Origin of the sequence: Gordonia hongkongensis (genome assembly GCF_023078355.1) — a bacterium.
In the GTDB taxonomy this organism is placed as follows: Bacteria; Actinomycetota; Actinomycetes; order Mycobacteriales; family Mycobacteriaceae; genus Gordonia; species Gordonia hongkongensis.
Genome location: NZ_CP095552.1, coordinates 5,207,718 through 5,234,470, shown reverse-complemented (window position 1 = coordinate 5,234,470; position 26,753 = coordinate 5,207,718). Strand labels below are relative to the sequence as shown.

The 26,753-nt window shown below is 67.6% G+C and carries 26 protein-coding genes and 2 pseudogenes; 16 read left to right on the top strand and 12 right to left on the bottom strand.

The features are described 5' to 3' along the window. Positions 1–326: 326 nt before the first annotated feature. On the bottom strand, positions 327–452 hold the full coding sequence (locus tag MVF96_RS24500) for a hypothetical protein (RefSeq protein WP_259935984.1): 126 nt from the start codon (positions 450–452) through the stop codon (positions 327–329). 683 nt (positions 453–1,135) lie between these two features. Between MVF96_RS24500 and MVF96_RS23570 the strand changes: the two genes are divergently transcribed. Continuing rightward, on the top strand, positions 1,136–1,594 hold the full coding sequence (locus MVF96_RS23570) for an Hsp20/alpha crystallin family protein (protein ID WP_247452171.1): 459 nt from the start codon (positions 1,136–1,138) through the stop codon (positions 1,592–1,594). An 811-nt stretch (positions 1,595–2,405) separates the two neighbouring features. Here the strand turns inward: MVF96_RS23570 and MVF96_RS23565 are convergent. The 5 genes and pseudogenes from MVF96_RS23565 to MVF96_RS23545 form a co-directional block, all read right to left on the bottom strand. Beyond that, on the bottom strand, positions 2,406–3,698 hold the full coding sequence (locus tag MVF96_RS23565) for a DUF58 domain-containing protein (protein WP_247450683.1): 1,293 nt from the start codon (positions 3,696–3,698) through the stop codon (positions 2,406–2,408). Continuing rightward, positions 3,698–4,779 (bottom strand): annotated as a pseudogene (locus tag MVF96_RS23560) (AAA family ATPase). The gene MVF96_RS23565 and the pseudogene MVF96_RS23560 overlap by 1 nt, the downstream one beginning before the upstream one ends. Beyond that, on the bottom strand, positions 4,776–6,068 hold the full coding sequence (locus tag MVF96_RS23555) for a DUF4350 domain-containing protein (protein ID WP_247450681.1): 1,293 nt from the start codon (positions 6,066–6,068) through the stop codon (positions 4,776–4,778). The pseudogene MVF96_RS23560 and the gene MVF96_RS23555 overlap by 4 nt, the downstream one beginning before the upstream one ends. Next, positions 6,065–6,745 carry a DUF4129 domain-containing protein gene (locus tag MVF96_RS23550; RefSeq protein ID WP_247450679.1) on the bottom strand — a complete coding sequence of 227 codons (681 nt, stop codon included), beginning with the start codon at positions 6,743–6,745 and terminating at the stop codon, positions 6,065–6,067. The genes MVF96_RS23555 and MVF96_RS23550 overlap by 4 nt, the downstream gene beginning before the upstream one ends. Continuing rightward, the gene (locus tag MVF96_RS23545; protein ID WP_247450678.1) at positions 6,742–7,629 is read right to left on the bottom strand and encodes a DUF7847 domain-containing protein; all 888 of its coding nucleotides are present in this window, start codon (positions 7,627–7,629) and stop codon (positions 6,742–6,744) included. Before MVF96_RS23545 ends, MVF96_RS23550 begins: the two co-directional genes overlap by 4 nt. Before the next feature lie 388 nt (positions 7,630–8,017). Between MVF96_RS23545 and MVF96_RS23540 the strand changes: the two genes are divergently transcribed. Continuing rightward, complete coding sequence (locus tag MVF96_RS23540) at positions 8,018–8,407, top strand: nuclear transport factor 2 family protein (protein ID WP_064572124.1); 390 nt, start codon at positions 8,018–8,020, stop codon at positions 8,405–8,407. 206 nt (positions 8,408–8,613) lie between these two features. Here the strand turns inward: MVF96_RS23540 and MVF96_RS23535 are convergent, their stop codons facing one another. Beyond that, positions 8,614–9,294: an SDR family oxidoreductase gene (locus MVF96_RS23535; protein WP_247450677.1), complete on the bottom strand. Its 681-nt coding sequence runs from the start codon at positions 9,292–9,294 to the stop codon at positions 8,614–8,616. 85 nt (positions 9,295–9,379) lie between these two features. On the opposite strand from MVF96_RS23535, the gene ggh reads away from it, so the two are divergent. Then, on the top strand, positions 9,380–10,720 hold the full coding sequence (ggh, locus tag MVF96_RS23530) for a glucosylglycerate hydrolase (RefSeq protein ID WP_159371733.1): 1,341 nt from the start codon (positions 9,380–9,382) through the stop codon (positions 10,718–10,720). A 76-nt stretch (positions 10,721–10,796) separates the two neighbouring features. On the opposite strand, the gene MVF96_RS23525 is transcribed toward ggh, so the two are convergent. Then, positions 10,797–11,837: a helix-turn-helix transcriptional regulator gene (locus tag MVF96_RS23525; protein WP_159371732.1), complete on the bottom strand. Its 1,041-nt coding sequence runs from the start codon at positions 11,835–11,837 to the stop codon at positions 10,797–10,799. Positions 11,838–11,942: 105 nt separating this feature from the next. Here MVF96_RS23525 and MVF96_RS23520 point away from each other — a divergent pair, with 105 nt between their 5' ends. After that, positions 11,943–12,395, top strand: a complete 453-nt coding sequence (locus MVF96_RS23520; RefSeq protein WP_137809183.1) for a VOC family protein — start codon at positions 11,943–11,945, stop codon at positions 12,393–12,395. Between the two features lie 72 nt (positions 12,396–12,467). On the opposite strand, the gene MVF96_RS23515 is transcribed toward MVF96_RS23520, so the two are convergent. Then, the gene (locus tag MVF96_RS23515; RefSeq protein ID WP_159371731.1) at positions 12,468–12,605 is read right to left on the bottom strand and encodes a hypothetical protein; all 138 of its coding nucleotides are present in this window, start codon (positions 12,603–12,605) and stop codon (positions 12,468–12,470) included. A gap of 83 nt (positions 12,606–12,688) precedes the next feature. Between MVF96_RS23515 and MVF96_RS23510 the strand changes: the two genes are divergently transcribed. Beyond that, the gene (locus MVF96_RS23510) at positions 12,689–12,919 is read left to right on the top strand and encodes an MDR/zinc-dependent alcohol dehydrogenase-like family protein (protein WP_137809184.1); all 231 of its coding nucleotides are present in this window, start codon (positions 12,689–12,691) and stop codon (positions 12,917–12,919) included. Here MVF96_RS23510 and MVF96_RS23505 read toward each other — a convergent pair whose 3' ends face one another. Further along, a complete protein-coding gene (locus MVF96_RS23505) occupies positions 12,920–13,543 on the bottom strand; it encodes a TetR family transcriptional regulator (RefSeq protein WP_159371730.1) in 624 nt (207 codons plus the stop codon). A gap of 122 nt (positions 13,544–13,665) precedes the next feature. On the opposite strand from MVF96_RS23505, the gene MVF96_RS23500 reads away from it, so the two are divergent. After that, the gene (locus tag MVF96_RS23500) at positions 13,666–15,141 is read left to right on the top strand and encodes an MDR family MFS transporter (RefSeq protein WP_159371729.1); all 1,476 of its coding nucleotides are present in this window, start codon (positions 13,666–13,668) and stop codon (positions 15,139–15,141) included. Positions 15,142–15,166: 25 nt separating this feature from the next. On the opposite strand, the gene MVF96_RS23495 is transcribed toward MVF96_RS23500, so the two are convergent. Beyond that, entirely contained in the window at positions 15,167–15,499 is a 333-nt protein-coding gene (locus MVF96_RS23495) for a hypothetical protein (RefSeq protein WP_159371728.1), read from the bottom strand. Between the two features lie 125 nt (positions 15,500–15,624). Beyond that, positions 15,625–15,915, bottom strand: coding sequence for a WhiB family transcriptional regulator (locus MVF96_RS23490; protein WP_068972131.1), 291 nt, complete (start codon positions 15,913–15,915; stop codon positions 15,625–15,627). A gap of 554 nt (positions 15,916–16,469) precedes the next feature. Here MVF96_RS23490 and MVF96_RS23485 point away from each other — a divergent pair. The 10 genes and pseudogenes from MVF96_RS23485 (at position 16,470) to MVF96_RS23440 (ending at position 26,690) form a co-directional block, all read left to right on the top strand. Further along, a pseudogene (locus MVF96_RS23485) lies at positions 16,470–16,851 on the top strand (cupin domain-containing protein). A gap of 9 nt (positions 16,852–16,860) precedes the next feature. Next, complete coding sequence (locus MVF96_RS23480) at positions 16,861–17,445, top strand: dimethylamine monooxygenase subunit DmmA family protein (protein WP_159371727.1); 585 nt, start codon at positions 16,861–16,863, stop codon at positions 17,443–17,445. Next, the gene (locus tag MVF96_RS23475) at positions 17,442–18,443 is read left to right on the top strand and encodes a PDR/VanB family oxidoreductase (protein WP_159371726.1); all 1,002 of its coding nucleotides are present in this window, start codon (positions 17,442–17,444) and stop codon (positions 18,441–18,443) included. The genes MVF96_RS23480 and MVF96_RS23475 overlap by 4 nt, the downstream gene beginning before the upstream one ends. After that, entirely contained in the window at positions 18,440–19,972 is a 1,533-nt protein-coding gene (locus tag MVF96_RS23470) for a heme-dependent oxidative N-demethylase family protein (RefSeq protein ID WP_159371725.1), read from the top strand. The genes MVF96_RS23475 and MVF96_RS23470 overlap by 4 nt, the downstream gene beginning before the upstream one ends. Further along, a complete protein-coding gene (locus MVF96_RS23465; RefSeq protein WP_065631121.1) occupies positions 19,969–20,967 on the top strand; it encodes a PDR/VanB family oxidoreductase in 999 nt (332 codons plus the stop codon). The genes MVF96_RS23470 and MVF96_RS23465 overlap by 4 nt, the downstream gene beginning before the upstream one ends. Then, positions 20,964–21,974 (top strand): heme-dependent oxidative N-demethylase family protein, encoded by a 1,011-nt coding sequence (locus tag MVF96_RS23460; RefSeq protein ID WP_159371724.1) that lies wholly within the window; start codon positions 20,964–20,966, stop codon positions 21,972–21,974. Before MVF96_RS23465 ends, MVF96_RS23460 begins: the two co-directional genes overlap by 4 nt. A 56-nt stretch (positions 21,975–22,030) precedes the next feature. Next, positions 22,031–23,398, top strand: coding sequence for an ammonium transporter (locus MVF96_RS23455; protein WP_247450675.1), 1,368 nt, complete (start codon positions 22,031–22,033; stop codon positions 23,396–23,398). Positions 23,399–23,624: 226 nt separating this feature from the next. Then, positions 23,625–24,983 (top strand): type III glutamate--ammonia ligase, encoded by a 1,359-nt coding sequence (gene glnT, locus MVF96_RS23450; RefSeq protein WP_374193966.1) that lies wholly within the window; start codon positions 23,625–23,627, stop codon positions 24,981–24,983. 64 nt (positions 24,984–25,047) lie between these two features. Further along, complete coding sequence (locus tag MVF96_RS23445; RefSeq protein WP_159371723.1) at positions 25,048–25,944, top strand: class II glutamine amidotransferase domain-containing protein; 897 nt, start codon at positions 25,048–25,050, stop codon at positions 25,942–25,944. Beyond that, positions 25,932–26,690, top strand: coding sequence for a GltB/FmdC/FwdC-like GXGXG domain-containing protein (locus tag MVF96_RS23440; RefSeq protein ID WP_159371722.1), 759 nt, complete (start codon positions 25,932–25,934; stop codon positions 26,688–26,690). Before MVF96_RS23445 ends, MVF96_RS23440 begins: the two co-directional genes overlap by 13 nt. The last annotated feature ends 63 nt before the right edge of the window (positions 26,691–26,753 follow it).

Genomic DNA, 26,753 nt, shown 5'->3' with positions numbered 1-26,753 from the left:
TCAGAGGCGTGGGACGTCGTCGTCGGGCGAATAGGGGTGTATGCGTTTCTGCACTGCTTCCATGACCAACGCGGCGACCATCACAGCGACCGGCATGACAAGACCACCCAGGCTCACCATACGCGTCTGACCTTCCTTCTGATGTCCTGCTCAATGTGTTTCGAAAGTGCTCTAGCGCAGTGTGTTTCGGGATCTACTAGGGCCGATGCGACACCGATCTACGACCGGTCATCGGACGTTACGTGTGCGGCGTGACAGTGTCGCGGCGGGTACGCCGCTGCCGTCACCCGTTGTTGGGTTGCCCAGCCCGCCAGGAGATCGAGGTGTCATTGCAACGTGGTGAGGAATACAAGGATGGCGGCCAGGGTGATGAGGTAGGCCAGGGCCCACCGTAGGTCGTGATGTGGGGTGGGCGGGGTGTAACGGTGAAATGTGAGGCTGCGGGATGTCATGACTGCAAGTTCGATCAAGTTGGCGTTGTGGGACAGCAAGAGTCGTCGTAGGGCCAATGCCCGTCCCGCGCGTGAACAGAACGCACCCTGAGGTCGGGGGTCATGTCGCTGTGCGTTGGGAGGCGTGGCCCGGCCGTAGAGGTGTGTGACGCGGTCAGCGCCGTCGAGCGGAAGCCAGCTGCTGTCGAGGCATGCTGTGGCGGCCGCGGGCACCCATGCTGGCGGTCAATGCCGGGCCGGGCGTGCGTCGTTGCTGGTCATGGGTGCCGGGTGTGGCTGGTACCGGTGTTTCGGATTGATCCGGGTGGAGACGTGGCCGGCCCATGACGTGGGTCCACCAGTGCTGCAGCGGGCTGGGGTCGGGCCAGACGATCGGGTGAAGTTCAGGGGCGGGGGCCGACATCGGTTGGGTCCTTCCTGGGTCATGTCGTCGGAACGTGCCGGGGGTGAACGTCGTGTTCCTAGATAGCACTCGTCTGGGTGAATCGCCACCCGATGCCGAAAGCGGGCTACTGCTCTGCTCTTGGGTCGAGTGCTGTTGTGCCGGTGGAGGACTGAGTGCGTTGATCATCGAAAAGATGCTTGGCACTCACTGGCGTTGAGTGCTAATCTGATGGCGCGCAGTGATGGTTGATGTGGTGCCGTCAGCGTGGCGGCACCCGTGGATCAAGGAGGTGTTTGCGATGCTGGGTATCGATCCGTTCTCCATGGTTGATGACTGGGCTCGAGGACTTCTCACCGGCGAGTCCGGCGCTGGCCGACGTACACCGCGATTCATGCCGATCGATGTGTACAAGGTCGACGACCACTATTCGTTGATTGCCGACCTGCCTGGTGCTGATCCTGGTTCGATCGATCTCAACGTCGACAACGGGGTGTTGACCTTGTCGGCGCATCGCAGCGCACTCTCGGATGAGGGTGTGCAGTGGTTGGGCAACGAGCGTTTCGCCGGCACCTATCGTCGGCAGATCACTCTGGGTGAGGGTGTCGATCCGGCGAAGATCTCTGCTGCCTATGACAACGGTGTGCTCACGGTGACGATCCCGGTGGCCGAGAGAGCCAAGCCTCGCAAGGTGGCCATCGAGCATTCCGGCGACGGACGTCAGGAGATCACCGCCGGCTCCGAGGCGGCCTCGGGCTGACTGACCGGGGAGGTGGTTCGTCACTGTCACCCCAGTACCGGGAGGTCTGAGATGATGATGGGCTGCGTCACGGCTGCGTCGCCAGCCGGATGTGTCGACGTGATCGACGCCGAAGACACCTGGCTGGCCGCTGAAATCGATGCTGTCTTCGCGCAGGTCGGCGATCCGCAACAGGTGCTACCTACCCTCACGTGCGGGGTCGCCACCGTTCGGCGCCGGGTACCTGGTTCATGCCGAACCGCCGCTCGCATCGCGCACCTGCGGCCGCGACACCGAGTGGTGAGGCGAGGTGGGCGGCAGCGTGGCCCGCCCACCTCGATCTGAGAGCTTCTGAAAGACGCCTGCGTCCGGGAGTCGAAAGGGTTGGCGGTGCCGGGCTCTGGGCGATGGCAGGCAGAGAAGTGGACAAGGATGACACCCGCCGTCCTCCCCGTCGGCCGAGTGCCATCCTTGTCCATATTCAGTTCGACTGATGGATCTGTGCGGATCGCTGGTACTGCCGTGATCGGTGTCACGCCTCGAACGTGGCGTGGCATGACCCGGAGTGAGGTGGGCAGCCCAGGTTCATTCCTCGGGTGGCTCTTGGCAAGCCCGACATATTTGGGCAGCGATATGCAGCACTTCAGTCGACAGAAGGTAGAGCATCGGCGAAAGACGAGGACGAGTGGAAACAAGTTGGGAGGACACGGCTTCCACATCCTGAGTGACTTCGCAGGTGGTAGCTACGCGTGTCGATCCCTCCCTCTCGACTCCCGGTGTCTATGAAAGTGGTCGCCAGGTAGACACCCTCGAAGAGTGTGAATCGCCCAGGTCAGAGCAACCCTCGCGACTTGAGCAATAGGTATTGATCGGCGAGTTTCGCCGGGAGCTTGTCGGGCGCCGCATCGACCACGTCGACGCCGAGTCGGCCCACCGCGGTGGCGGTTCGGTCCCGCAGGGTGAGTGTGCGTGCCGCGGCGGCGGCGTCGTAGATCTGTGCGGCGTCGGCACGCTCGGTGAGCATGTCGTCGAGGGCGGGATCGGCGACCGAGCCGATGATGACCTTGTAGCGTTGCGCAAGCACCGACAGCGGGGGTAGAAGCGACTCCTCGACGGCCGCGGGTTCGAGGGGTGTGAGCAGCACCAACAGTGCGCGCTGGCGTCCGATCTTGGCGACTTCGGCGCCGAGCAGTGGCCAATCTGCTTCCAGAAGGGCGGGTTCGAGATCAGCCATCGCGGTGACAAGGCTGTTGAGCAGCATCGTGCGACCGACGCCGACCACCCGTCGATGGACCCGCCGGTCACCGGCGATCAGATCGACCCGATCGCCGGCATGCGACGCGAGTGCGGCAAGCAATAGTGCGGCATCCATCGCGGCGTCGAGCCGAGGTGTGTCGCCCACACGCCCGGCCGACGTTCGAGACGTGTCCAGAACGATGACGATGTGCCGATCCTTCTCCGGCTGCCAGGTCCGCACCACGGTCGAACGACGCCGGGCGGTGGCCCGCCAGTCGATGCTGCGGACATCGTCGCCTTCGACATAGTCACGCAGGGAATCGAATTCGGTACCTTGACCGCGCACGCGCACTGCCGACCGACCGTCGAGCTGACGCAGGTGGGCCAACCGTGACGGCAGCAACCGCCGCGAATCGAAGGGCGGGAGTGCGCGGACTCGGCCCGGGAGCGGCACCGACCGTTGGCGTCCGGCGAGGCCGAAGGGACCCACCCGGCGGACGGCGACTCGGACCGCGAGTCGGTCACCGCGCCGGGTGGGGGTGAGAGTCGTTGTCATCGAGCGTGTCTCCGCGCGGGGGATGCTGACGCGGTGGGTGTTCGACGAGGCGCCCGCCGACGGCTGCCAGCTGTCGCGCAACACTCCGCGGAACGTCTGAGAGCCGTGGTTGGTGACCGCGATCGAACACGTCGTGCTCTGGCCGAGCCGGATCGGGCCGGGTGCCGACCGCGACATGGTGATCGATTTCGTGGACCCTGCCAGCGCGATGTCGAGGCACACGACCGGGACACAGAACAGCGCCCACAGCACGGGGACGAAGTAGTTCGGCCATATCAGGATGGGCACCGCACCGAGCAGCACCAGGATCAGAAAGCGCCCCGTGAGGAACATCAGCGGGGGACGGGCACCGAGTTGATCGCGGCGTCGAGCACCGAACCCACCGACACCCCTTCGAGTTCGGCCTCCGGGCGCAACGACAGGCGGTGCGCGAGCGTCGATTGAGCGAGCGCCTGCACGTCGTCGGGGGTCACGAAGTCGCGGCCGTTCAGCCACGCCCATGCCCGGCTCGTGCCGAGCAGTGCGGTGGCGCCGCGCGGACTGACGCCGAGGGCCAGTGACGGCGAGAATCGGGTGGCCCGGGCGATGTCGACGATGTAGGCGGTGACCTGCGGGGCGACCGTGACCCGGCGGACCTGCTCGGCGCCGGCCTCGATGTCGGCGGCCGAAGCGACCGGACGGAGGCCGGCGGCGAACAGATTCCGCGGATCGAATCCGGAGGCGTGCCGCGTCAGCACGGTGATCTCGTCGTCGCGAGGGGGAGCGGCAGGGTGACCTTCAGCAGGAAGCGGTCGAGCTGGGCTTCGGGCAACGGGTAGGTGCCCTCGTACTCGACCGGGTTCTGCGTCGCCGCGACGAGGAACGGGCTCGGCAGCGGGCGGGGATCCCCGTCGACGGTGACCTGCCGTTCCTCCATCGCCTCGAGCAACGATGCCTGGGTCTTCGGCGGGGTGCGGTTGATCTCGTCGGCCAGCAGGAGATTGGTGAACACCGGTCCCTCGCGGAACGTGAATTCGGAGCTGGCGGAATCGAACACGAGTGAGCCGGTGACATCACCGGGCATGAGGTCGGGGGTGAACTGCACGCGCTTGGTCTCGACGTCGAGCGCGGCCGCCACGGACCGGACGAGCAGCGTCTTGGCCACGCCGGGAACGCCTTCGAGCAGGATGTGCCCGCGGCAGAGCAGCGCGATCAGGATGCCTGCCACCGCCGGGTCCTGGCCGACGACGGCCTTCCCGACCTCGCCGCGGACGGCCCCGAGTGCATCGCGGGCGCGGTTCGGCGCTCCGCCGGGTCGGTGGTGGGCGTGCTCCGGTGGTGGCCCGGCAGGTGCCTTGGCGAACGGGTCTGCGTGTACGGATGCGTCCGGGGCGAACGGACCGGGGCCTGGGTTGCGGGACGGGTCGACGGTCATGGCGCGTGTCGGACTTCCTTCTCGAGGTTGGTCAGCTCGGCGGTGAAGTGCACGAGCTGGGCGTCGGTGGTGGGGAGCGGACCGGACAGCAGCGACCGGACCTCGCCCAGATCGCGGTGCGTTGCCCCCACCACGGCGAGGACGATCGCCGACACCATCGGGTCCGAGTTCTCGGTCGGCGCGACGACGGTGTCCCAGTCGGGTCGCGACAGTGCGTCGGTGGCACGGGCGGCGTCGAACGGAAGTCCCAGATACGACGCCAGCGAACCCAGCGTGTGGATGCGCAGCGCCGCCGCGGCGCGCGCGTCGGCTCCAGCGCGGTGATACATGCGGCCCCGCGCCCGGGTGGTCTCGACCGCCTTGACGACCGCCGGGAGCGGCTCGGTGACCAGCGGGCCGAATCGCCTGCCCCGCCACAACATCAGGGCCAGAACCGCGAAGACGGTCAACACGATCAGCGGCCCGACCGCGGCCGGGATGTCGGACTCCTCGTCCTCGGTCGCGACTTGATCGGTGAAGAAGGGAACGTACCAGAGGATCTCGTCGGACCTCGCGAAGACCCGCACGGCGACGCCGGCGTTGTCCTGCTGTGCCAGTTGATCGTTGGTGAGCATTGTGCCACTGATGACGACAAATTCGGGACGGTCGGTGGTGCGGGGGACCACGACCAGATTCGATGTCCCGTCGGACGTGAAGCAGGCCGTGGCCGCGGGCGAGGTCGGTGAGTATCCGAACGGACTGAAGTCGACGACGTCGGTCTCGTCGATGCCGGGCGTGCGGCAACCCGCGGGGACCGCTGCCGGGCCGGCGCCGTAGCCGGACGTGACGGGCAGGTCGAGCGCGGTGAGCACGGTGGTGTCCGGCGCGATCAGGATCACGCGGTCGGCGTCCTGCACGCGCTCTCGGAACTGTTGTGTCGTACCGGGATTCAGCGACGACGTCGAGCTCACCACCACCGTGGTCCCGCGGCCGGGACGCGGGGCGTCGGTGAACTCCGCGAGGCCGCGCACCTGCCTGAGGTCGGCCCCGCGGTCGTCGAGGATCTGAGCGAGAGCGCGCGATCCGGTGGGTTGGGCGTTGTCGGGGTCGTAGCTGACGCCGGGACCGGGCGTGCCCTGCACCCCGGTGAGTGCCGTGACACCGAGGAGTCCGACGCCGGCGACCACGACGACCACCACCAGCACGATGGTCACCCAGATCCACGCCGGCGTCTTGTTCTTCGCGGGCGCCGGTCGCATCGGCGTCGACGCGACGGGTCCGGGTGGCGTCGCCTGCACGGTTCCGGTCACCGGGGCACCGCCAGTCGGCTCGACCGGACCGTGTCCTGGTCGACCGGCCGTGCGGACGAGACCCCGCGTTCGATGTCGAGGACCGCGCGCGCGGATTCGGCCGATGCGTGTCGGTCGCCGTAGGCGATGGCGTCGAACAGGTCTGTCGCCGTTCGTAACCCGGAGTCGTAGGTGGGGAAGCGGGGTCCGAGGTCGACAGCGACCTCGTGGGCGGTCAGAGACGGTTCATCGGCCAGCAGACCGCGCTCGATACCCCGACGAGCCATGGCACGCACGGCGGCGAGCACACACTCGTCGTACCGGCCTGCGGCGAAGGCGGCGTCGGCGTCGGACCGGAAGTCGGCCGCGGACCGAGCCGGACCTGTCAGTACCGACCCCGTTGGCGGGCCAGCGGTGGTGCGGGGAAGTCGTGGGTTGCGTCGGAGATGCCGGACGACCGCGACGACGAGCCCGAGGACGAGGGCGATCGCCACGACGATCACGATGCCCCGAAGGGTGTCGGAGCCGCCGAACCAGCCGAAGACGTTGTCGGCGATCCACTCCCAGAGCCGCTCACCGAAGCGGTCGAACCACGACGGTTCGGGTGGTTGATACTCGGAGTCGGACAGCTCCTCCTCGGCCCACCGGCGTGCTTCGTCGTTGCCGGGGTTCAGTGGCGCAGCGAGAACTCCGATCACCGGTCGCCCTGTCCGGAGAAGAACGGCTTCGGGTCCGCCTCGGCGCGTGCATCGTCATAGAGGACGGCCGGGACGACGGTCAGTACCGGTTGCACGACCATCGACGCCACGACGGTGCCGATCACCGCGACGACGGTCTCGGTGCCACGGGCGTCCCAGTTGTCGAACCACATGCCGGCGATCGATCCGAGGAGATCGAAGGGGTACATCATCGTCGGCATCGCGACCCACGCCAGCACGACCATGACCGCCAGGATGCCGAAGGTCCGCCAGAACCGCTCCGCCGACAACGACCCCGAGCGGGCGATCGCGTCTCGCACGGAGAGGCCGTCGATCACGATCGCCGGTGCCGTGAACACCGTGCGTACCAGCAGCCACGTCACCGGGATGAGCGCGACGAGGAAGAGGAGGAGACTCCCGGCGATCAGCACGATCCCGTCGGAGCTGACTCCCAGACCGAGGAGTGCGATGCCCGGGGTGAACGCCGCCGCGACGGCGAGTCCCAGGAGGGCGGTCCACCCCGACAGTCGGGCGAGGGACCGGCGACCCGCGCGCAGGGCGTCGTCGAGCGTCGGTACGGACCCGGCGCGCAGGCGGGCCAGGGGGCGGGCGGCGAGACCGCTGAGTGCGCCCGTCATGACGGTCCACTGCGCAAAGACGATGAGGACGAACGCGGTGACCGGTGCCAGGCTCGATGCCAAGTCGTCCGGGTCGTCGAGGGTCGGTTCGGCGCTCACCAGCCACCAGGTGATGAGCGCGACTGGTGCCGCCGCCGCGCCCCAACTCACGCCGACGAGGCCCAGGAAGACACGCGGTGCCGCGAACGTGGTGGAGAAGATCTGTTGCAGCAAGGAGTTGACGGACGTCGGTCGTCGTTGCGGCATCCACCCCGGCCACCCGTTGCCCGGAGGGGTCGCTCCCGGCTCGTGCGGCGGCGACAACGCCGGGCCCCATTGCGCGGAGCCCCATTGGGGCTGCGGTCCGGGCACGGTCGGAGGGCGCGGTGTGAGTGGACCCTGCGGCGGTCCGGCATCCGGCACCGGGCTCCACTCGTCGGAGACGACGGGCGGCTGCCATTGGGGCTCGCCGGACGGTGGTGGAGGTACGCGCGGCGGCTCGGTCATCGAGAGGTGCACCGGCCTTTCCGCACGCGGGGAAACTGTGCGGCGAACGTATCAAACAACTCCGACCGGGCACCGAAATCATCCACCGGTTGACGGACGCCGTGCTACCGTGCCGAATTAGAACACGTTCTACTTTTCTGGAGGATTCATGACCGTGGAACAAGCCGGGCTCGCGGAGAAGATCGACGCGGCCGTCGACGCCTATATCGAGCTGCTCAACTCGGGTACCGCAGAGCAGATCGCCGACCTCTACGCCGCCGACGCGACCGTCGAGGACCCCATCGGCGCGGACATCCGCGACACCCGCGAGCAGCTGGTGGAGTTCTACTCGGTGATCACCGGTATGGACGAGCGCACCGCGACGCTCAAGTGGAAGAAGATCGCCGGCGACACCGCGGTCTTCGAGTTCACCCTGGTCACCAAGACCGCCGGACTCGCCTTCGAGATCACCCCCGTCGACATCATGGTCTTCGACGCCGAGGGCAAGGTGTCGACGATGCGCGCGGTCTGGCAGCAGTCGGATCTCAAGCAACTCTGACCGCGATCCCTCCGCTCCTGAGAGAGCCCGGAGCTTGCGGAGGGCGAGTCAGCCTTGCTCCCAAAAGGTGCGAGGAGCGCAAGCGACGAGCCACGAAGGGCCTGGTGGACGGCGGTTTCTAGCGATCCCCCAGACGTCTTGCGGGCCCTTCGTGGCTCGCTTCGCTCGCACCTCAGGGAGCAGAGAATACGGACGCTCAGGAAGGGTCAGCCCCGCCCCGTCGGCCTCAGCACGATTTCTTCGGGGTGGGCGTCGGCCGGGGTGGAGATGGCGTGCACGACTGCTCGGGCGACGGTCGCGGGACGCAGGAACCGCGACCCGTCGTACTCGTCTCCTTCGATGGCGACGATGTCGCGCTGCATGTCGGTGTCGATGCGGCCGGGGAAGACGGACGTCACCCGGAGGGTCGGTTCCTCGACGCGCAATCCGTCTGCGAGAGCGCGCAGCCCGAACTTGCTCGCGGCGTACGGGGTCCATCCCGGGTTGACCCGGCGTCCCGCGCCCGAGTTGATGAACACGACGTGGCCCGCAGCCGCTCGCAGAGCGGGGAGCAGCAGCCGCGTCAGCTCGGCGGCCGCGATGAGATTCACCTCGAGGATGTGACGCCATTCCTCGACCGGCGTCTCCGCGACGTGCTCGAGACTGCTGGCTACTCCGGCGTTGTGGACGAGGACATCGAGCTCGGTGATCGCCTCGACCGCGGCTTCGACCTCGTCGTAGTCGGTGAGGTCGACGGCGAAGGTGCTCGCGCCGTCGAGTTCGGTCGCCAGCCGATCGAGTTCGGGGGAGGGTCGTCCGCCGAGCAGGAGGTCGTGGGTCGGCGCGAGCTGGCGGGCGATCTCGGCTCCGAGGCCGCGGCTCGCCCCGGTGATCAACGCGGTGGGCACCTCTCGACCCTACTGCGAATCCGTGGGCGGCAGCCCCGTCGGGCTCGATGAGCAGACGCCGACGTCGCGGGGCACAATCGTCGACGTGGCCAGGTACGGATTCACCCCAACGCAGCTGTCGGCACGTGCCGCGTACCTGCTTCGAGGCAACGACCTGGGCACGATGACAAGCGCTGCGCCCAAGTTGTATCCGCACATGTGGAGCTGGGATGCGGCGTTCGTCACGGTCGGTCTCGCACCGTTGTCGGTGGAGCGGGCCGTCATCGAGATGGACACCCTGCTGTCGGCGCAGTGGCGCAACGGGATGATTCCGCACATCGTCTTCGCGAACGGCCGCGACGGCTACTTCCCGGGGCCGGCTCGCTGGGAGTGCGCCCGCCTCGCCGAGTGCGCGCCCGACTTCCCCGACACGTCCGGTATCACCCAGCCGCCGGTGCATGCGATCGCGGTGCAGCGCATCCTCGATCACTCCCGACGCCACGGTCGCACCACCCGCGCCGTCGCCAACGAGTTCATCGACCGGCGCTGGAGTTCGCTGGTGCGGTGGCACCGGTGGCTGGCACACGCGCGAGACCCCAACGGGCGCGGGCGGATCACCATCTTCCACGGCTGGGAGTCGGGGATGGACAACTCGCCACGCTGGGATTCCGCGTACGCCAACGTGATCCCCGGGGTGGACCTCCCCCCGTACCAACGCGCCGACCTCGATCACGTCGACGACTTCTCGATGCGGCCCACCGACCTCGAGTACGACCGTTACATCTGGCTGGTCGAACAGATGAAGCGCGCCAACTACGACGACGAATTGCTCCCGAAGGTGATGAGCTTCGCCGTCGAGGATGTGTTCGTCAGCGCGATCTTCGCCGTTGCCTGCGACGTGCTGGCGACGATCGGCGAGGATTACTCCAAGCCGCGGTCGGACGTGCGGGATCTCCGCGCGTGGGCTGACCGGTTCCGGGCCGGGGTCGTGTCCGCCGCCAACGACCGGAACGGTGCCGCACGGGATTTCGACCTGCGCGCCAACTCGTGGATCAACACCGAGACGATCGCGGTGTTCGCGCCGCTGCTATGCGGCGGCCTCTCCCGGGACCGCGAACGCGCGCTGCTGCGACTCTTCGACGGTCCGCGGTACTGCGGCCACCCGGATCTGCGGTATGCGGTCCCGCCGTCGACGTCACCGATCTCGGCCGACTTCCGCCCGCGCGAGTACTGGCGCGGGCCCGTCTGGCCGGTGATGACCTGGCTCTTCAGCTGGGCGTTCGCCCGCCGTGGCTGGACCGAGCGGTCGGCGCGCCTGCGCGAGGAAGGACTCCGCCAGGCCACCGACGGGACGTTCGCCGAGTACTACGAGCCGTTCACCGGGGAGCCGCTCGGCAGCATGCAGCAGAGCTGGACCGCGGCGTCGGTGCTGGACTGGCTCGACTGAGCTGGTGCGGATTCGCCACATGTTGCAGCGAATAGTGTCGTCCTGGTGCCGTTTCCGTCCCGCTGATGGCATCCCATCAGCAGGACGGAACCGGGCCCGAGGGAAGGCCCGGGCCGCCTGAGCTCTCTGCCGTGGCCGCGTTGCGGGCCGCGAGGACGCCGAAGGCCGCGGCGAGTTCGGCCGGGTATACGACTTCGACGGAACAGTCGAACCGGTTGAGCGACGCGGCCATCCCGATCCATGACCAGGAGCCGAGTTCCACACTGCAACAATCGAAGTCGAGTTCTTCGACGGTGCCGTCGCCGGCGAACGGGGCGACATCGCGGGCAGGCAGGTCGAGTATCACCTTGCCGCGGCACGGCCACGTGTCGGAATCGGTCGAGCCCTTGAACCGGGCGGCGACGAACGATGCGGGGTCTCCCGTCGGTAGGTCGCGCCGAGTGAACTGCGGACCGGTGGGTACTCGCGGGCTCATTCGATCGGCACGGAAGATGCGCCAGTCGTCTCGCTCGAGATCCCACGCCACCAGGTACCAGCGTCCCCGAGCGGTCAGGAGGTGGTGCGGTTCCACCCGGCGCGGTGGTGAGACGTCGGGAACCGATGCAGTGGAACGAGAATCAGCTGACTCGGGTGAGCCGACACGGCGTGCGTAGTCGAACCGGAGGACGTGGCGGTGGTGGACGGCCCGCGATATCGCGCTCAGCACATCCGGCCCAGCCAGATCGGTCTCGGGGCCACCGGCGGTGACGGGGAGCGCATCGAGACGATGGCGGAGACGGGAGGGCATGAGTTGCCGGACGGTCGCCAGCGCACGTGCGGCCGGCTCACCGACATCCACACCGGTGGCGCTCGCGGTCTGCAGGGCGAGCGCGAGGGCGACCACCTGGTCGTCGTCGAAGAGCAGCGGCGGCAACTCCGCGCCGGCCTCGAGTCTATAACCGCCCTCGGGTCCCATCGTCGCCTGGATGTTGTAGCCCATGTCGCGCAGACGGTCCACGTCCCGTCGGATGGTGCGGTGGCTGACCTCCAGACGGTCGGCCAGCAGCGCGCCGGGCCAGTCCCGCCGCGTCTGCAGCAGAGACAGCAGCCGTAGGTGCCGGGCGGTCGGTGTGCGCACCAGACAAATGTAGTTCGCAGTGGCGGACACAAGGTGACCTACTCACGGGCGATCGTCGTCTGTGCGACCGAGAATCGGTCGGCAACGCGACACACATCCAGGAGAATGATGATCACCACCACCACGCACCTCAACTTCCGTGGCGATGCACGCCCGGCCCTGGAGTTCTACCGGTCGGTCTTCGGCGGCCAGATGGTCATCCGGACCTACGGCGACTTCGGGATGCCCGCCGAGGCGCCCGGTGCTGACGACGTGGTCTTCGGATCGGTCGTATCAGACAACGGGTTCCGAGTGATGGCGTATGACGTTCCGGGTCCGGCGGGTGTTTCGGCAGACGTTGCCGGCACGACGAGACGCGAGAACGGGATGACGGTCACCGACGCGTCCTTCTTCGTCTCCGTCCGAGGGGAGACCCTCGACGAAGTGCAGCAGTTCTGGGACGGGCTGTCCGTCGGGGCGTCGACCGTCGAACCGCTCGCCGCGTCGCAGTGGAGTCCCGGTTTCGGCATGCTGACCGACAGATTCGGGGTCACCTGGGTCCTCGACGTCGCGTCCTGACGCGTGCCCCGGTCAGTGCGGTGCGGACGCTCGAAGTCCGTACCCCGGGCCGGGGCGACCCATCGTGGGCGGTCACACCGAGAAGAAGCTCGCGAAGCGCTCGCGGCGAGCGCTTGCTTTGCGTCGCCGATGAATCTCGGGGTTCTCGTCCTGGTCGGCGACGACGACGATCGACGCCGGGACCCATGTGGCCGCCAGCGAGATGATCATCGACCGCACCGCTGAGGAGGTGGAACGCGGGCCCGAGCGTCCGTGTCGGCGTCGCCGGAGTCGGCGGTCTGGGACCCCTCGCCGTGAAGTTCGCGGTGGCGCTCTGCGCCGAGGTCACGGCGTGCACCTCGACCGCCGCCAAGGTCCCCGATGGCCGGGCGCTCGGAGCGCACACGGTGGCGGTGGCCACGTCGCCCGACGACTTCGCCGCGGACGTCGAGGTGTTTCCGTCGAGCCAGGTCGACGTCGCGCTGGACCGCCTTCGCCGAGGGGAGGTGCGGCACCGCTTCGTCCTCGACATGAGTGACCTCTGATCACAGCTCCCGCATCCGACGGCACACGTCGTCGTAGACGTCCACGAGTGGCCGGGGCGTCCCCGACGACCCGGGACGCTCGTTGATCTCGACCCATTCCTCGAAGGCGCACTGCACCTCGAGATTGGCGATCTCCAGGATCATCCGTAGCTGACCGCGAGTTCGCGCCGAGCTGCGGTCGCCCAGGGCCTCGGGCCGTCGGCGTGACTTGTCGGCGTAGCGGCCGAGGGCGGCTCGGCTCAGGGTGGGTGTCGCGAGTACGAGTTTCTGCACGCGCATGAAATGGGCGGACACGTCGTCGCTGCGATCACCGAACCCCTCCAGCAGCTGCCGGTAGACGCCCTCGATGTCGGCGAGCGACAGGGCATCGGGGTCGGTGCCGGCCAGATGGTCGTCGAGTGCCTGGTCGAAACCGAAGCGGTCGAAGAGCACGCACTCTTCCTTGGTCGGGAAGTACCGGAAGAACGTGCGCGGGGAGACCCCGGCGGCAGCGGCGATCTCGTCGACCGTCGTCTCGTCGAATCCGTTGCGCTCGAACAGATCCACTGCGGCCTCGTGGATCTCCAGGCGCGTCGCATCTCGACGGCGGGCCCGCAACCCGCCGGTCTCGGAGGATTCCGGCATGGGTCGAGACTAGCGGTCGACCGGCGCAGGTGTCAGTCGGTGCCAGCCTGGCAGTCCCTGCCATTTTTCGGTAGCGTCGCCGTGTGATCGACCCGGACCACCACAGCGATGAGAGAACGACAGTGACCGAGAACGCCGCCCTCCCGGGCACCGACAACCGCACCGACACCGGCACGGATCGCAGCGCCGTGCTGCTCATCGGGGTCTTGCTGGTCGCGGCCTTCGTGGTGATCCTGAACGAGACGATCCTGAGCGTCGCACTGCCCACCCTGATGGCCGACCTCGAGATCACCGCCGCCACCGCGCAATGGCTCACCAGCGGGTTCCTGCTGACGATGGCGATCGTCATCCCGATCACCGGCTACCTGATGCAGCGCTTCACCCTGCGGTCGATCTACATCGCGGCGATGACGTTGTTCACGATCGGCACCCTCGCCGCCGCCCTCGCGCCGGGCTTCGAACTCCTGATCGTCGCCCGCGTGGTGCAGGCGTCCGGCACCGCGCTCATGGTCCCGCTGCTGATGACGACGATCCTGAACGTCGTCCCGGAGCAGAATCGGGGCCGCACGATGGGACTGGTCTCCATCGTCATCGCCGTCGCGCCGGCCGTCGGTCCGACGGTGTCCGGCCTGATCCTGCAGTCCCTCAGCTGGCGAGCCATGTTCTGGATCGTGCTGCCCATCGCGATCGGTGCGCTGATCCTCGGCGGGGTGTTCGTCCGCAACGTCACCGAACGGCGGCCCGCGCAGCTCGACCTCATCTCGGTCCCGTTGTCGGCTCTCGGCTTCGGCGGTGTCGTCTACGGTCTCAGCAGCATCGGGGAGTCGGCGGGTGGGCACGCCCCGATCCCACCGTGGGTGCCACTCGTCATCGGCGCCGTCGCGCTCGCGTTGTTCGTCGTGCGACAGCTCAAACTCGCCGACCGCGGCTTGGCACTGCTCGACCTGCGGACCTTCGCGATCGCACCGTTCCGCTTGGCCGTCGTGCTGATGGCCGGGTTCATGCTGACGCTCTTCGGCGCGCTCATCCTGCTTCCCCTTTTCCTACAGAACGTGATGGGCAAGGACGTCCTGACCACCGGCCTCGTGCTCCTGCCCGGTGGCCTGGTGATGGGTCTGCTGGCGCCCTTCGTCGGTGCATTGTTCGACAAGGTCGGTGCACGACCACTGGTGCTACCGGGCACCTTGGCCGTCAGTGCCGGCACGTGGCTGCTCACCACGCTCGACGCCGGGTCGTCGTTGGGCATGGTGATCGCGGCTCACGTGATCCTCAGTGCTGGTATCGCTTTCGGTCTGACGCCGCTCATGACCTCAGCGCTGGGATTGCTGAGTCCCGAGCTGTACTCGCACGGCAGCGCGACCGTCAGCACCATCCAGCAGGTCGCGGGAGCGGCAGGCACCGCGCTGTTCATCACGCTGATGTCCCGGGGTACACAGTCGGCCATCGACGACGGGGTGAACCCGCTGCAGGCGGGGGCCGACGGCATTTACCTGGCCTTCGTCGTCGCGGCCTGCCTGTCGCTTGTGCTCATCGCAGCGGCCGCGCTCGTCCGTGGCCGAACGGGTGCGCCGGCGGCCCGGGCCGCCGAGTCGGCCTAGCCGCTCGACCGTCGGCCCGGCCGGCTCACCGGGTCCGGTAATCCAGCAGACCGGACCAGAACTCGTCGGGGATCTCGTCGCCGGCGCGCAGCACCTGCGCCAAGCCGGCGGCCATGAAGACGCCGAGCAGACCAAGCCACAGCCCGGACATCGAGATCGTCACCCAGGCGATCACGACAGCGGCCGGCCACGGGTCGAGGATCAACAAGACCGGCGCGAAGAAGAAGCCCGCCCCGATGAACCACGAGGACAGGGCGCGGTCGCACCGCATGACCGCGGTCAGCCACCGCGGACACGAGCCCGTGGGCGCGCGGAGAGCAGCGGGTCTTCTGCCGACGGCGGTCGGTCGGTCGGTCATCGGACACCTCCTCTGCGGATCGTCGTGATCCCAGTGTCGGCGTCAGACGTCGTGAGAGCCACTACCTCTCAGGTAGTCGCCGCACCCGGGCCGATGTCGTGTGCGAGTGCCACCGCATCGTCGGGTCAGGCCGTCGTCCGGTGCTCTTCGTTCGGGTGCGCGTGCGGAAAGCCGATGGATTGCAGTCGATTCAGTGCATGGGTACGGGCCCGGTGCTGGTTGCCCGGCGGCGGCACGTAGACACCCGCCCAGATCCCGGTCAGGTGAGTCGGATCGTCCAGTGCGAGGCGGGCGCAGCGCGAGCGGATCGGACAGCGGACGCACCCGTCGACAGCGTGCCGGTTGGCCAGGCTCCGGGCACCGGCGGCCTGCTCCGGGAACCAGGCGTCCGGGTTCGAGGTACACGTGGGTTGCATGTCAGGCACTCCGCCGACATCGCGCGCACTTCGTGCACGACCTGTCGTGCTGGTTGCGCCGGCAACCGTCACCCACTGACGCCGATGGCCCATTGATCCCTCCGATCAAACTGAGAACGTATGTTGTCAGAGTCTGGTCGAAGGTGCAACACTGATCGCGAATCACGTTGCGGCGCGGTCGCAGTCGTGCCGAGCAGGCCCGCGGAGTCGAGTCATGAGACGGCGCCCGGCTGGGTTCTCAACCGGGCGCCTGGGCCGGGGCGCTCGCATGCGGCGGAACCGGCTTGCCGACCGCGGTACCCGACCGACCAGGGGCCGAAACGGTGCGCACCTGCGGGTCGATGTCTGCGTGCCCGACCGATCACCCTGTCCGGGACGGGCCGGTTCCGTAGCACGCCATTACAGTGCCGTCACACCTACGAAACACGACGCTTGTTTCATAACAGGGGACAAAGTCCACTACGGGGAGTCGCGCCGATGGGTCGCGGACCCCGGATGTCGTCGACGTACCGCCGCCCGCGAGTACGCCCAGATCGAACCTGTGAAGGAGCATCGTGACCATCGAGAGTGCCAAGGCCCTGGAGTTCCGCGTGACCAGCGGCGGATACGAGGATCTGCCGAAGATGCCCGAGGCGGAGTACCCGGGCACCGAGGGCTTCATCGGAGACGTCTACGAGAACCCGGACGGAAGCCCCATGTGCAGCGGGTACTTCGAGCTGCGCCACACCGACGAGCCGCTGTACTACGAGTACGAATACGACGAGATGAAGGTCGTGCTCGAAGGCGAGTTCCTCCTGGAGAACAGGGAGACCGGGCAGAAGACCGTGGCCGGCCAAGGACGCGATCTTCTTCCCGAAGGGGTCCAAGATCTACTTCAGCACCCCCGACTACGCGCTCGCCTTCTACACCGGGTTGCGCGACGCCACCCTCCTCTGAGTCGCTGCCATGTCGCAGATCGACTTCTCCAGCGTGCCGACGTGGGCACGTCCCGGCGTACCGATCGAGGCGACGACGCCCCCACCGACCGGCAACTCGTACGTGCTGGTCGGTGTCGGGGATGTCGCCGAGACCCTGGCTCGCTGGGAGTCATCACTACCTCCGCGTGCCACCACACGTATCCACGGGGATACCGACTCGGTCGCCGCCCAGCTCGGCAGCACCCTCGCCGAAGCCGTTGTCGGCGTGCGAGTCTGGATAGCAGCGGAGCCGGGATCGGCACTGACACTGCGCGCGGTCGCGCTCGGTGCCGGACTCGAGGACGACGAGATCGCCGTCGTCCCGGTGACTTCCGCGCCGCAGTCGGTCGTGCAGATCTTCTGCGCACACTGCCGATCGGTCACCCGCGCGGCCGCGGCCGTCGATGACATCGTCGGGTGCGTCGGTTGCCGTCGCGACCTGCTCGTGTACCACCACGTCTCGCGTCGAACCGGACAATATCTGGGTTTCATGGCCGACGCCGAGACCGCCCAGTCGGCCTGTCCGGGAACCGGACCAGGCGAGGTACCCACCCTCACGAAGGATCCCTCATGAACACCGGAGTGGCCGACATGAGCAGCCCCGAGTCCGTCGTGCGTCCCGGAGCCGGCGCGACGACGCTGGAACTCGTCGTCACGGCTGTCGACGCCCCCGCCCGAGACATCCGCGCGATCACCTTTTCCGACCCCGGCGGCAACGTGCTGCCCGGTTACATCCCGGGCAGTCACGTCGTCGTGCACGGGGGTGCCTTCACCAACGCCTACAGCCTGACCGGCGACGGCGCGCATCCGTTGCACTACTCGATCTCGGTGCTCCGACTCGATGACGGCAAGGGCGGATCGCGTTGGTTGCACGACGAACTCGAGGTCGGCGCAACGGTGTCGGTGGGGTTGCCGCGCAGCGCGTTCGCTCCGGTCGCCCGGGCGCGTAAACATCTCCTGATCGCCGGCGGGATCGGGATCACGCCGATGATGTCCCACCTTCGGTCGGCGGCTCGCTGGCGCCGGGATGTGCAACTGCTGTATGTCTTCCGTGATTCGGCGGCCGCCCACCTCGACGAGGTCACCGCACTCGCCGGACCCCGTGCCGAACTGTTCACCGACCGGCACTCTTTCGCCGATCGCCTCGCACAGACCCTGCGTACCCAGCCGATCGGTACCCACCTGTACGTATGCGGTCCGGCGGCGATGATCGACGCGGTCACTGCTGCGGCGGTGGACGCCGGTTGGCCGGAATCGCGGATTCATCTCGAGCGGTTCGGGATCGACGCTCTCGACGCCGGCGACCCCTTCCGTGTGGAGCTGACCGCTTCCGGGCGGACGGTCGATGTACCGGCGGGGACGAGCATGCTCGAGGCTCTCGAGAACGAGGGCATCGTCGTGCCGAATCTCTGCCGGCAAGGCGTGTGCGGTGAGTGCCGCATCCCGCTCGCCGGCGGTATCCCGGTCCACCGCGATCTCTACCTCACCCCCGAGGAGAAGGACGCGGGCAACGCCATCATGCCGTGCGTCTCGCGCGCTGCGGCCGCCAGCACCCTGGAGGTTCCCCTGTGACAGACACTCTCGGCCCGGGCGGAGCGACGACGACGGTCGCGCCAGATCTCCTCGCGGGCTTCCCGTTCCCGTTCCCCGAGGACCGCTATCGTTACAGCACGAATGTCGAGCCGGCCCGGACCCCGGTGACCACGGCGGCGGGCGAGTGGGGGACGTCGGTTGTCGACATCGATTCGGAGTACCGCACCGAGATCGATCAGCGCGCGGTGATCCTGGCCGCCGATCCCACCCGCCATGCTGTGTTGCCGCACATGGTCCCGGCCGCGTGGGACGCGATGTTGACCGTCATGGGTGAGCTCGCCGCGACCTGTCCCGAGTTCCGGCTCGCGTCGACCGGACCCGACACCTGGTTGTGGCACAACGAAATCCTCGGGATCGAGCAACACTTCCGATACGGTGACCCGGCGTCACTTCCCGAGGAACCGTTGCGCTACATCAGCTCTCAGGTCCAGGAGGACATCGCCCTTCTGGATCAGCGCAATGGGCAACTCCACGTCGATGCCGGGGTCGTCACCTTCGCCGCCGATTGGAGTTTCGGGTTCGACGTCGGGATGAGCTTCCTCGAGATCCACGGACCGGTGCCGCGCATCCACCCCGAAGGCGTCATCACCCGTGCGCACGAGTTCCTCAAGCGCCTCCAACCTCATCAGCCGTATCGACGAACCAACTGGACGTTGACGATCGACCGCAGGCTCGACGTCTCGACCGAGATCTATCACAAGTGGGGACCGGACCGGGAGGTCATCCAACAGGTCCCCGACGACGAGTTCGGCAGGCGGGTACACCTCCGCGTCGAAGTGCAACACCTCATCCGGCTGCCGGATTCGGGTGCGGTCATGTTCCTCATCCGGACGTACATGCTTCCGCTCGAGCAACTCGCCACCGTCGAGGTCTGGCGCCGACGCACCGCGGAGGTGTTGGCCGAATTGCCCGGTGACATGGCCGATTACAAGGGCATCATCAAGTTCCGGGATCGTGCGGCGCAGTGGCTGCGCGCGGCCGCACCGGCGACGCCGGAGACCACCGGGGCCGGCATGCCGCGGTGGCCCGCCTCGCCCCCGGCCGTCGACACCACCGGGGCGGCGTTCCTCGTGGTGGCGATCGGCGACGATCCGGCAGCCGCGCACGTGTCACGGAACTGGGTGGCGGCCGCCGAGGCAGCCGGAGGGACGCGGTTGGTGGTCCTGGACTCACTGGGCGACGCGGTCGACAGATCGGCGTTGCAGTCTGCTCTGGACGAGTGCCGCACCGGTACCCGAGTCCTGGTCACCGGCGGGCAGTACGACGTCATGACGGCACTCGCCATGGCGCGTAACGCGGGGGCGGTGGCGGCCGAACTGTCGTGCTATGTCACGCACACCCGCGACCTACCGCTCTACTGCGCGCATTGCCGCGAGACCTTTCGCGCCGAGGCCGTTGTCGGCGGCGTCGTCGCGTGCCCCGGTTGCGCTCGGGATCTCGAGGTGCACGAACACCATTCACCGGTGATGGGCAGCTTCCTGGCCTCTGCGGTCGGCGGCGACGAATGACCGCGGTCGCCGTAGGGCAGTACCCGGCCCACCTTCATCCGGCCTATGCCACCGGTCCGCGACCGATGCGTGTCATGTCCGTGCGACAACTCACCGACGAGGTCACGCATTTCCGGTTCGGCCCCGTCGACGACGCCCACGCGGTCCTGACCGCGTACCAGCCGGGCAGCCATCTCATCATCTCGGCCGGCGGACAGCGGAATGCCTACTCGCTCGTCGACGACGGGATGTACCCGACCAGCTACGGCATCTCGGTGTTGCGACGTGGTGCGGGCGGTGGTTCGGATTGGTTGCACGACAACCTCGTCGTCGATGCCGTCATCGAGATCGAGGGTCCGCGTTCGATGTTCCCGCCGGTGCTCGATCAGCGCGGCGCATTGCTGATCGCGGGCGGAATCGGGGTCACGCCGGTGCTGTCGCACGCCCGTGCCCTCGCTCGGGACGGGCGTCGGGCCGACATCGTCTACTCCTATCGGCGTGGATGCGGTGCGCACACCGAGGACCTGCGGGCGCTCGCCATGCAACCCTCCGTGACGCTGCACGAGGTGTCCGGGGCCGCGGCCACCATGCGGGTGATCGCTGAGCGATTGCGGGCGCAGCCGCTCGGAACGCACGCCTATGCCTGTGGTCCCACGTCACTCCTGGAGGCGTACACGCGGCTCGCGGAGGACGCCGGATGGCCCAGCGCGCGAGTACATCTCGAACGTTTCACCGCCCCCGAACAGGATCCCGGCGATCCCTTCACCGTGACGGTGGCGTCTTCGGGCCTCCGCATCGACGTGCCACCGGGTGTGTCGCTGCTGCAGCGGTTGCTCGACAACGGCGTCCCGGTGCCGAGTCTGTGCCGCCAAGGCGTGTGCGGCGAATGCCGAATCCCGGTGCGAAGCGGCCGAATCGAGCACCGCGACTTCGTACTGACCGACGACGAGAAGACCGTGGGCGACGCCATGCTGTGTTGTGTCTCGCGCGGTCAGGACATCGAGGTGGACCTGTGAGCATCGAATCGTTCCCGACCCGTCGGGTCGACCACCTGACGAACCTGCCGTGGCCGTTTCCGGACGAAATGGAGGAGTTCTCCTACAGCGTGAACGTCGAACCGGCACGCATCCCGCGTCCGACCCGGGCCGGCGAATGGGGCAGGCACCTCGTCGATCTCGGCGGCGCCGAGTATCCGGAGATCATGGCCGAGCGACGGCGGATCCTCGACGCCGATCCGACACGCGTCCGTGTGCGCCCGGGGATGGAACTGGCCTCCTGGGATCTGCTGTTGTACTACCTGCGCGATCTCGGTCACGCCTACCCCGCGGCGATGGAGCTCACCGAACACGGTGACGGTCGATTCCGTTGGTGCAACCGGCTTCTGGGTACGGATCAGGAGTTCGTCCTGGGTGATCCGGCCACCCTTCCCTACGGCCCCATGGAATTCCTGGCGCGTGAGGTACCCGACGACCTGCTGCTCGTCACCGAACGCGACGGGCACCTGTACTTCGACGCCGGCGTGGTCACCTTCGCCGCCGCGTGGTCGGTGTCCTTCGACGTCGGGATGGACATGTACGAGATCCACGCGCCCGTTCCCCGCATGCTCCGCGAAGGCATCGTCGCCCGCGCCGAACAGTTCCTGCGGAGGCTACCCGCAGACCAGGTGTACCGCAGGGTGAACTGGACGCTGTCGGCGTCGGACTCCCACAAACTCGACGTCAGCCTCGAGGAGCTGCCGGAGTGGGCGGCCGACGTCGCGGGCATGATCGCCGACGGCGATTTCGGTCGCGCGCGACTGCGCATCGAGCTGGAACACTTCGTCCGGTTGCCGATGTCGGGTGCGGTGACGTTCAATATCCGGACATTCATGGCCTCGCTCGAGGACGTGAAGCGCATACCCGAGTGGGCCGGTCAATTGGCGACCGTCATCGAGACGCTCGGCGAGGACATCGCCGCCTACAAGGGTTTTCTCGACTATCGCGACAACGTCGTCGCATACCTCCGCGGTCAAAGTCGCCCGTGAGCCCTGGTCCCGTAACACCCGACTTCTCGTAGAGTCCCAGAACCGAAAGATCGCTCATGGAACCCATACTCGCCGCCAATGCCGACCTGGCATGGATGCTGGCGGCCTTCGTCTTCGTCCTGCTGATGTTCCCGGGCCTGGCCTTCTTCTACGGAGGCATGGTCGGATCGAAGAACGTCCTCAACATCATGACGATGGTCATGTCCACCCTGGCGATCACGGCGGTCCTGTACGTCGTGATCGGGCACGGCCTGGTGTCCGGTCCGTCGGTGGGCGGGTGGGGCCTCATCGGCAACCCGACCGACTACATCGGCCTGACCAACTGGCTCACCGACGACGCTTCCGGCGCCACCCAGACGCTCTACTTCGCAGCCTGGTTCATCCTGTTCGCGGCCATCACGATCGCGATCGTCGCCAGCGGCGCGGCGGGCCGGATGAAGTTCTCGGCGTGGCTGGTCTTCGCGCCGATCTGGCTCATCGTGGTGTACTTCCCGGTCGCCCACTGGGTCTTCGCGGCCGACGTCGACGACAACTACAGCGGCGGGTTCCTGCTGAACGACCTCGAGATCGTCGACTACGCAGGCGGCACCGCCGTCCACATGAATGCCGGTGTCGCGGCCCTTGCCCTCGCGGTGGTGCTCGGTGCGCGCAAGCGGCGGATGGAGCGCCCGCACAACGTGCCGATGACGATCATGGGCGGCGGCATCCTGTTCTTCGGCTGGTTCGGGTTCAACGGCAGTTGCGCGCTCGGCGCCAACTTCCTCGCGCACGTCATCCTGAACACCCTGCTGGCCGGTTCGGCGGGCATGATCGGGTTCGCGATCATCGAGAAGTGGCGCGAGGGGCACGTCACCTCGCTCGGCATGATCACCGGCACCGTCGCGGGCCTCGTCGGGATCACCCCGGCGGCCAGCAGCATGGCACCGCTCGGTGCGCTGCTCGTGGGCATCTTCGCCGCGGCGGTCGTGGCGTTCCTGCTGAGCTTCAAGAGCAAGCTCAAGATCGACGAGACGCTGGATGCCTTCGCCGTGCACGGCATCGGCGGGATCGTCGGAACCATCTGCATCGTGCTCTTCGCCACCGAGGCCGCGCCGGCCGGTGTCCAGGGGATCTTGTTCGGCGGTCCGGTGGACATCGTCTGGCGTGAGCTCGCCGGCATCGTCATCACCTGCACGTACTCGTTCGTGATGACCTGGCTGATCGCCAAGGGACTCGACAAGCTCATCGGCATGCGCGTCGACGAGGAGACCGAGATGGTCGGCCTCGACACCGCGGTCCACGCGGAGACGGCGTACGAGATCCCCGCCGCCTCGGTCGGTCACGCCGGCGGACTCGCGACCATGTCGCCGGCCCGTGCCGCGGACAAGGTGGAGGAGGCGATGCCGCCGTCGACTCCGGCCTCGGCGCCACCGGCCGGGGTCTGATCCATACCGGTCATCGGTTGGCAACTGCTCGGGGGTTCACCGTTCGACGGTGGGCCCCCGAGCGCTGTGCGTCCGAGGACGTGGAAAACGTTGCCGGACAGATTGACACCCACCGCTCACGGAGTCGAAACAGGGACGAAACATCCACCGGGTCTACTAATAGTAGACAATGGTTCACGCTAGTAGACATGCGGAACGAAAGCCCATAGAGTCGACCCCGGAGCACATGATGACAACCACCGAGACAACGACCGGCGAACTCGCCGATCTCTGCGCGACGCACGGCACCAAGTTCATCCTCGCGATGTTCGTCGACCTCCGCGGCAAGCCCTGCGCCAAACTGGTGCCGGTGGAAGCGGTGGACGAATTGGCCACCGAGGGCGTAGGTTTCGCCGGATATGCGGTCGGCGCGATCGGCCAGGAGCCGAAGGATCCCGATCTCATCGCGATCCCCGATGTCCGGTCCTTCCTGCCCATCCCGTTCATCAAGGAGGGCCTCGCGGTCGTTCAGTGCGATCCCCATGTCGAGGGCAAGCCGTGGCCGTTCGCGCCCCGGAACATCCTCAAGGCGCTCATCGCGCAGACCGCGGACGCGGGTTTCGAGCCGTGGGTCGGGGCCGAGGTCGAGTACTTCCTCCTGAAACGGGCCGCCGACGGCTCGCTGGTGACCGCCGACGCCGCCGATGATTCCGACCAGCCGTGCTACGACGTCCGCGGTCTCACCCGGATGTACGACCACCTCACCACCGTGTCCACCGCGATGAACCAACTCGGCTGGAGCAACTACGCCAACGACCACGAGGACGGGAACGGCCAGTTCGAGCAGAACTTCGCCTACTCCGACGCGCTCACGACCGCCGACCGCGTCGTCACGCTCCGGTACCTGCTCTCCGCCCTGGCTGCGGAGAAGGGCATGATCGCGACCTTCATGCCGAAACCCTTCGCAGAGCGCACCGGGTCGGGTCTGCACTTCCACCTGTCCCTCACGCAGGCGGGCGACCCGGTGTTCCCGCAGGTCACCGACGACGAGCGAGGACTGGGGTTGTCGGAGACGGCGTACGGGTTCATCGGCGGGATTCTGGAACACGCACCCGCGCTCCAAGCCGTGATCGCACCGACGGTCAACTCCTACAAGCGAACCGGTGCGACGGCGACGCGCTCGGGTGCGTCCTGGGCCCCGCGGCGGGCCACCTATGGCGGCAACGACCGCACCCACTACATCCGGGTGCCCGACGAGCAGCGCGTGGAGCTCCGTGGCGGTGACGGGTCGGCGAATCCGTACCTGGCCGTCGCCGCGCTGCTCGGTGCGGGACTCGACGGCATCAAGCGGAGTCTGGACCCGGGCGCCGTCGGCAACTGCCCCGGCCACATCGCCGAACTCCCGCTCACCCTCCTGCACGCGGTGGAGGCGCTGGAGGCCGACGGGGTCGTCGCCGGCACGCTCGACGCCGCGCTTCCCGAGGACTGGCCCGAGGACGAGCAGCGGGTCTCGGCATACTTCGCCGGACTCAAACGCGACGAGTTCTTCGACTGGCACGCGGCGGTCACGCCGTGGGAGGTCGACAAGTACCTGACGGCGTTCTGACCGTCCTTCCCCCAGAACACAAGACCTCTCAACGAGATTCATCGATCGACGTAAGGAACTGATCATGTGCGGAATCGTCGGGCTGCACCTGCGCAACCCTGACCTTCACCCCCGGTTGGGCGAGATGCTCGCCGGGATGCTCGGCGAGATGCAAGACCGTGGCGCGGATTCGGCGGGTATCGCCGTCTACGGCAACCCCACGTGGGCACCGTCCGGACACGGCTGCATCTCCCTCCTCGAACTCGACGTTCTTCCCGACGAGGTGTCCACGACGCTGAGCGCGGCCCTCGGGGTGCCGGTCGCGGCACAGACGATCGACGTGACGCTGGTGGCCTCCGCCCCGGCGCCGGCCGACGAGCTGCTGGCCGCCGCCCGGGCCGCATACCCGCAGGCCCTGGTGGCCGGTTTCGGGTCGGACCTGACCGTCCTCAAGGGCGTCGGCGCACCCCGTGACCTGACCGAATCCTGGGGCCTGGCCGCGGCGTCGGGATGGCAGGGCGTCGGGCACACCCGGATGGCGACCGAATCGGCGGTCACCTCCTCGGGCGCACATCCGTTTGCGGTCGGCCCCGAACAGTGCCTGGTCCACAACGGTTCGTTTGCGAATCACGCGACCATCCGGCGTGAACTGCGCGCTGCCGGAGTGGAATTCGACAGTGAGAACGACACGGAGGTCGGGGCGCGCTTCGTCGCACACCAGCTTGCGGCGGGCAAGGACGTGGAAACAGCACTGAAAGAGGTCTGCGCGAACTTCGACGGTTTCTACACGTTGCTGGTGTCGAATCGCGATTCGTTCGCGGTGGTGCGCGACGCCATCGCATGCAAACCGGCCGTGATCGCCGAGACCGACGACTGGGTGGCCATGGCGAGTGAGTACCGCGCACTGGCCAAACTGCCCGGCGTGGAGAACGCCCGCATCTGGGAGCCCGAGCCGGAGGTCGTCTACGCATGGACTCGATGACCGCCGAGTTTCCCTCCACCCCTACCGTTCCCGCCTCGAACGACACGGCGAAAGCTGAGACGATGAACCCCAATCACACCTTCGACCTCGCCGAAACCCCGTTGCGCGAGATCAACTCGATGCTGCACGGGGACATCTCCGGCGAGATCGTCATCGACAACCCGGCCGGAGCCCACAGCGTCGCCGCGGGAGTCAACCTGCCGGTGAAGATCACGATCAACGGCCACGTCGGCTACTACGCCGCGGGCATGAACCAGCAGGCCGAGGTCACGATCAACGGCAACGCCGGCACCGGCGTCGCCGAGAACATGATGAGCGGCAGTGTGATCGTGAAGGGCAACGCCTCGCAGTCGGCCGGCGCCACCGCGCACGGTGGACTCCTCGTAGTCGAGGGCGATGCCGCGGCACGCTGCGGCATCTCGATGAAGGGCGTCGACATCGTCGTCGGCGGAAACGTCGGGCACAACAGCGCTTTCATGGCTCAGGCGGGCCGCTTGGTCGTCCGCGGCGACGCCGGCGACGGTCTCGGCGACTCGATCTACGAGACCCGCATCTACGTGCGCGGCGAGGTCGCCTCGCTGGGTGCCGATTGCATCGCCAAACCGATGCGCGCCGAGCACCTCGAGGAACTGGCCGGGTTGCTCAAGGCCGCCGGTTTCGGCGACGACGACCCCCGCGACTACACCCGCTACGGCTCCGCCCGCGAGCTCTACCACTTCAAGGTCGACAACACCTCCGCGTACTGACCCTCCTCCGCTCCCTGAGGAGCGCCCGGAGCTTGCGGAGGCGCAACCCCTGCTCCCTGAGGT

Coding starts and splice junctions, on each gene's coding strand:
- MVF96_RS24500 (WP_259935984.1), bottom strand. CDS start 452: ATGACATCCCGCAGCCTCACATTTCACCGTTACACCCCGCCCACCCCA.
- MVF96_RS23570 (WP_247452171.1), top strand. CDS start 1,136: ATGCTGGGTATCGATCCGTTCTCCATGGTTGATGACTGGGCTCGAGGA.
- MVF96_RS23565 (WP_247450683.1), bottom strand. CDS start 3,698: ATGTTCCTCACGGGGCGCTTTCTGATCCTGGTGCTGCTCGGTGCGGTG.
- MVF96_RS23545 (WP_247450678.1), bottom strand. CDS start 7,629: ATGCCGCAACGACGACCGACGTCCGTCAACTCCTTGCTGCAACAGATC.
- MVF96_RS23540 (WP_064572124.1), top strand. CDS start 8,018: ATGACCGTGGAACAAGCCGGGCTCGCGGAGAAGATCGACGCGGCCGTC.
- MVF96_RS23520 (WP_137809183.1), top strand. CDS start 11,943: ATGATGATCACCACCACCACGCACCTCAACTTCCGTGGCGATGCACGC.
- MVF96_RS23515 (WP_159371731.1), bottom strand. CDS start 12,605: ATGATCATCTCGCTGGCGGCCACATGGGTCCCGGCGTCGATCGTCGTC.
- MVF96_RS23505 (WP_159371730.1), bottom strand. CDS start 13,543: ATGCCGGAATCCTCCGAGACCGGCGGGTTGCGGGCCCGCCGTCGAGAT.
- MVF96_RS23495 (WP_159371728.1), bottom strand. CDS start 15,499: ATGACCGACCGACCGACCGCCGTCGGCAGAAGACCCGCTGCTCTCCGC.
- MVF96_RS23490 (WP_068972131.1), bottom strand. CDS start 15,915: ATGCAACCCACGTGTACCTCGAACCCGGACGCCTGGTTCCCGGAGCAG.
- MVF96_RS23480 (WP_159371727.1), top strand. CDS start 16,861: ATGTCGCAGATCGACTTCTCCAGCGTGCCGACGTGGGCACGTCCCGGC.
- MVF96_RS23475 (WP_159371726.1), top strand. CDS start 17,442: ATGAACACCGGAGTGGCCGACATGAGCAGCCCCGAGTCCGTCGTGCGT.
- MVF96_RS23465 (WP_065631121.1), top strand. CDS start 19,969: ATGACCGCGGTCGCCGTAGGGCAGTACCCGGCCCACCTTCATCCGGCC.
- MVF96_RS23455 (WP_247450675.1), top strand. CDS start 22,031: ATGGAACCCATACTCGCCGCCAATGCCGACCTGGCATGGATGCTGGCG.
- glnT (WP_374193966.1), top strand. CDS start 23,625: ATGATGACAACCACCGAGACAACGACCGGCGAACTCGCCGATCTCTGC.
- MVF96_RS23445 (WP_159371723.1), top strand. CDS start 25,048: ATGTGCGGAATCGTCGGGCTGCACCTGCGCAACCCTGACCTTCACCCC.
- MVF96_RS23440 (WP_159371722.1), top strand. CDS start 25,932: ATGGACTCGATGACCGCCGAGTTTCCCTCCACCCCTACCGTTCCCGCC.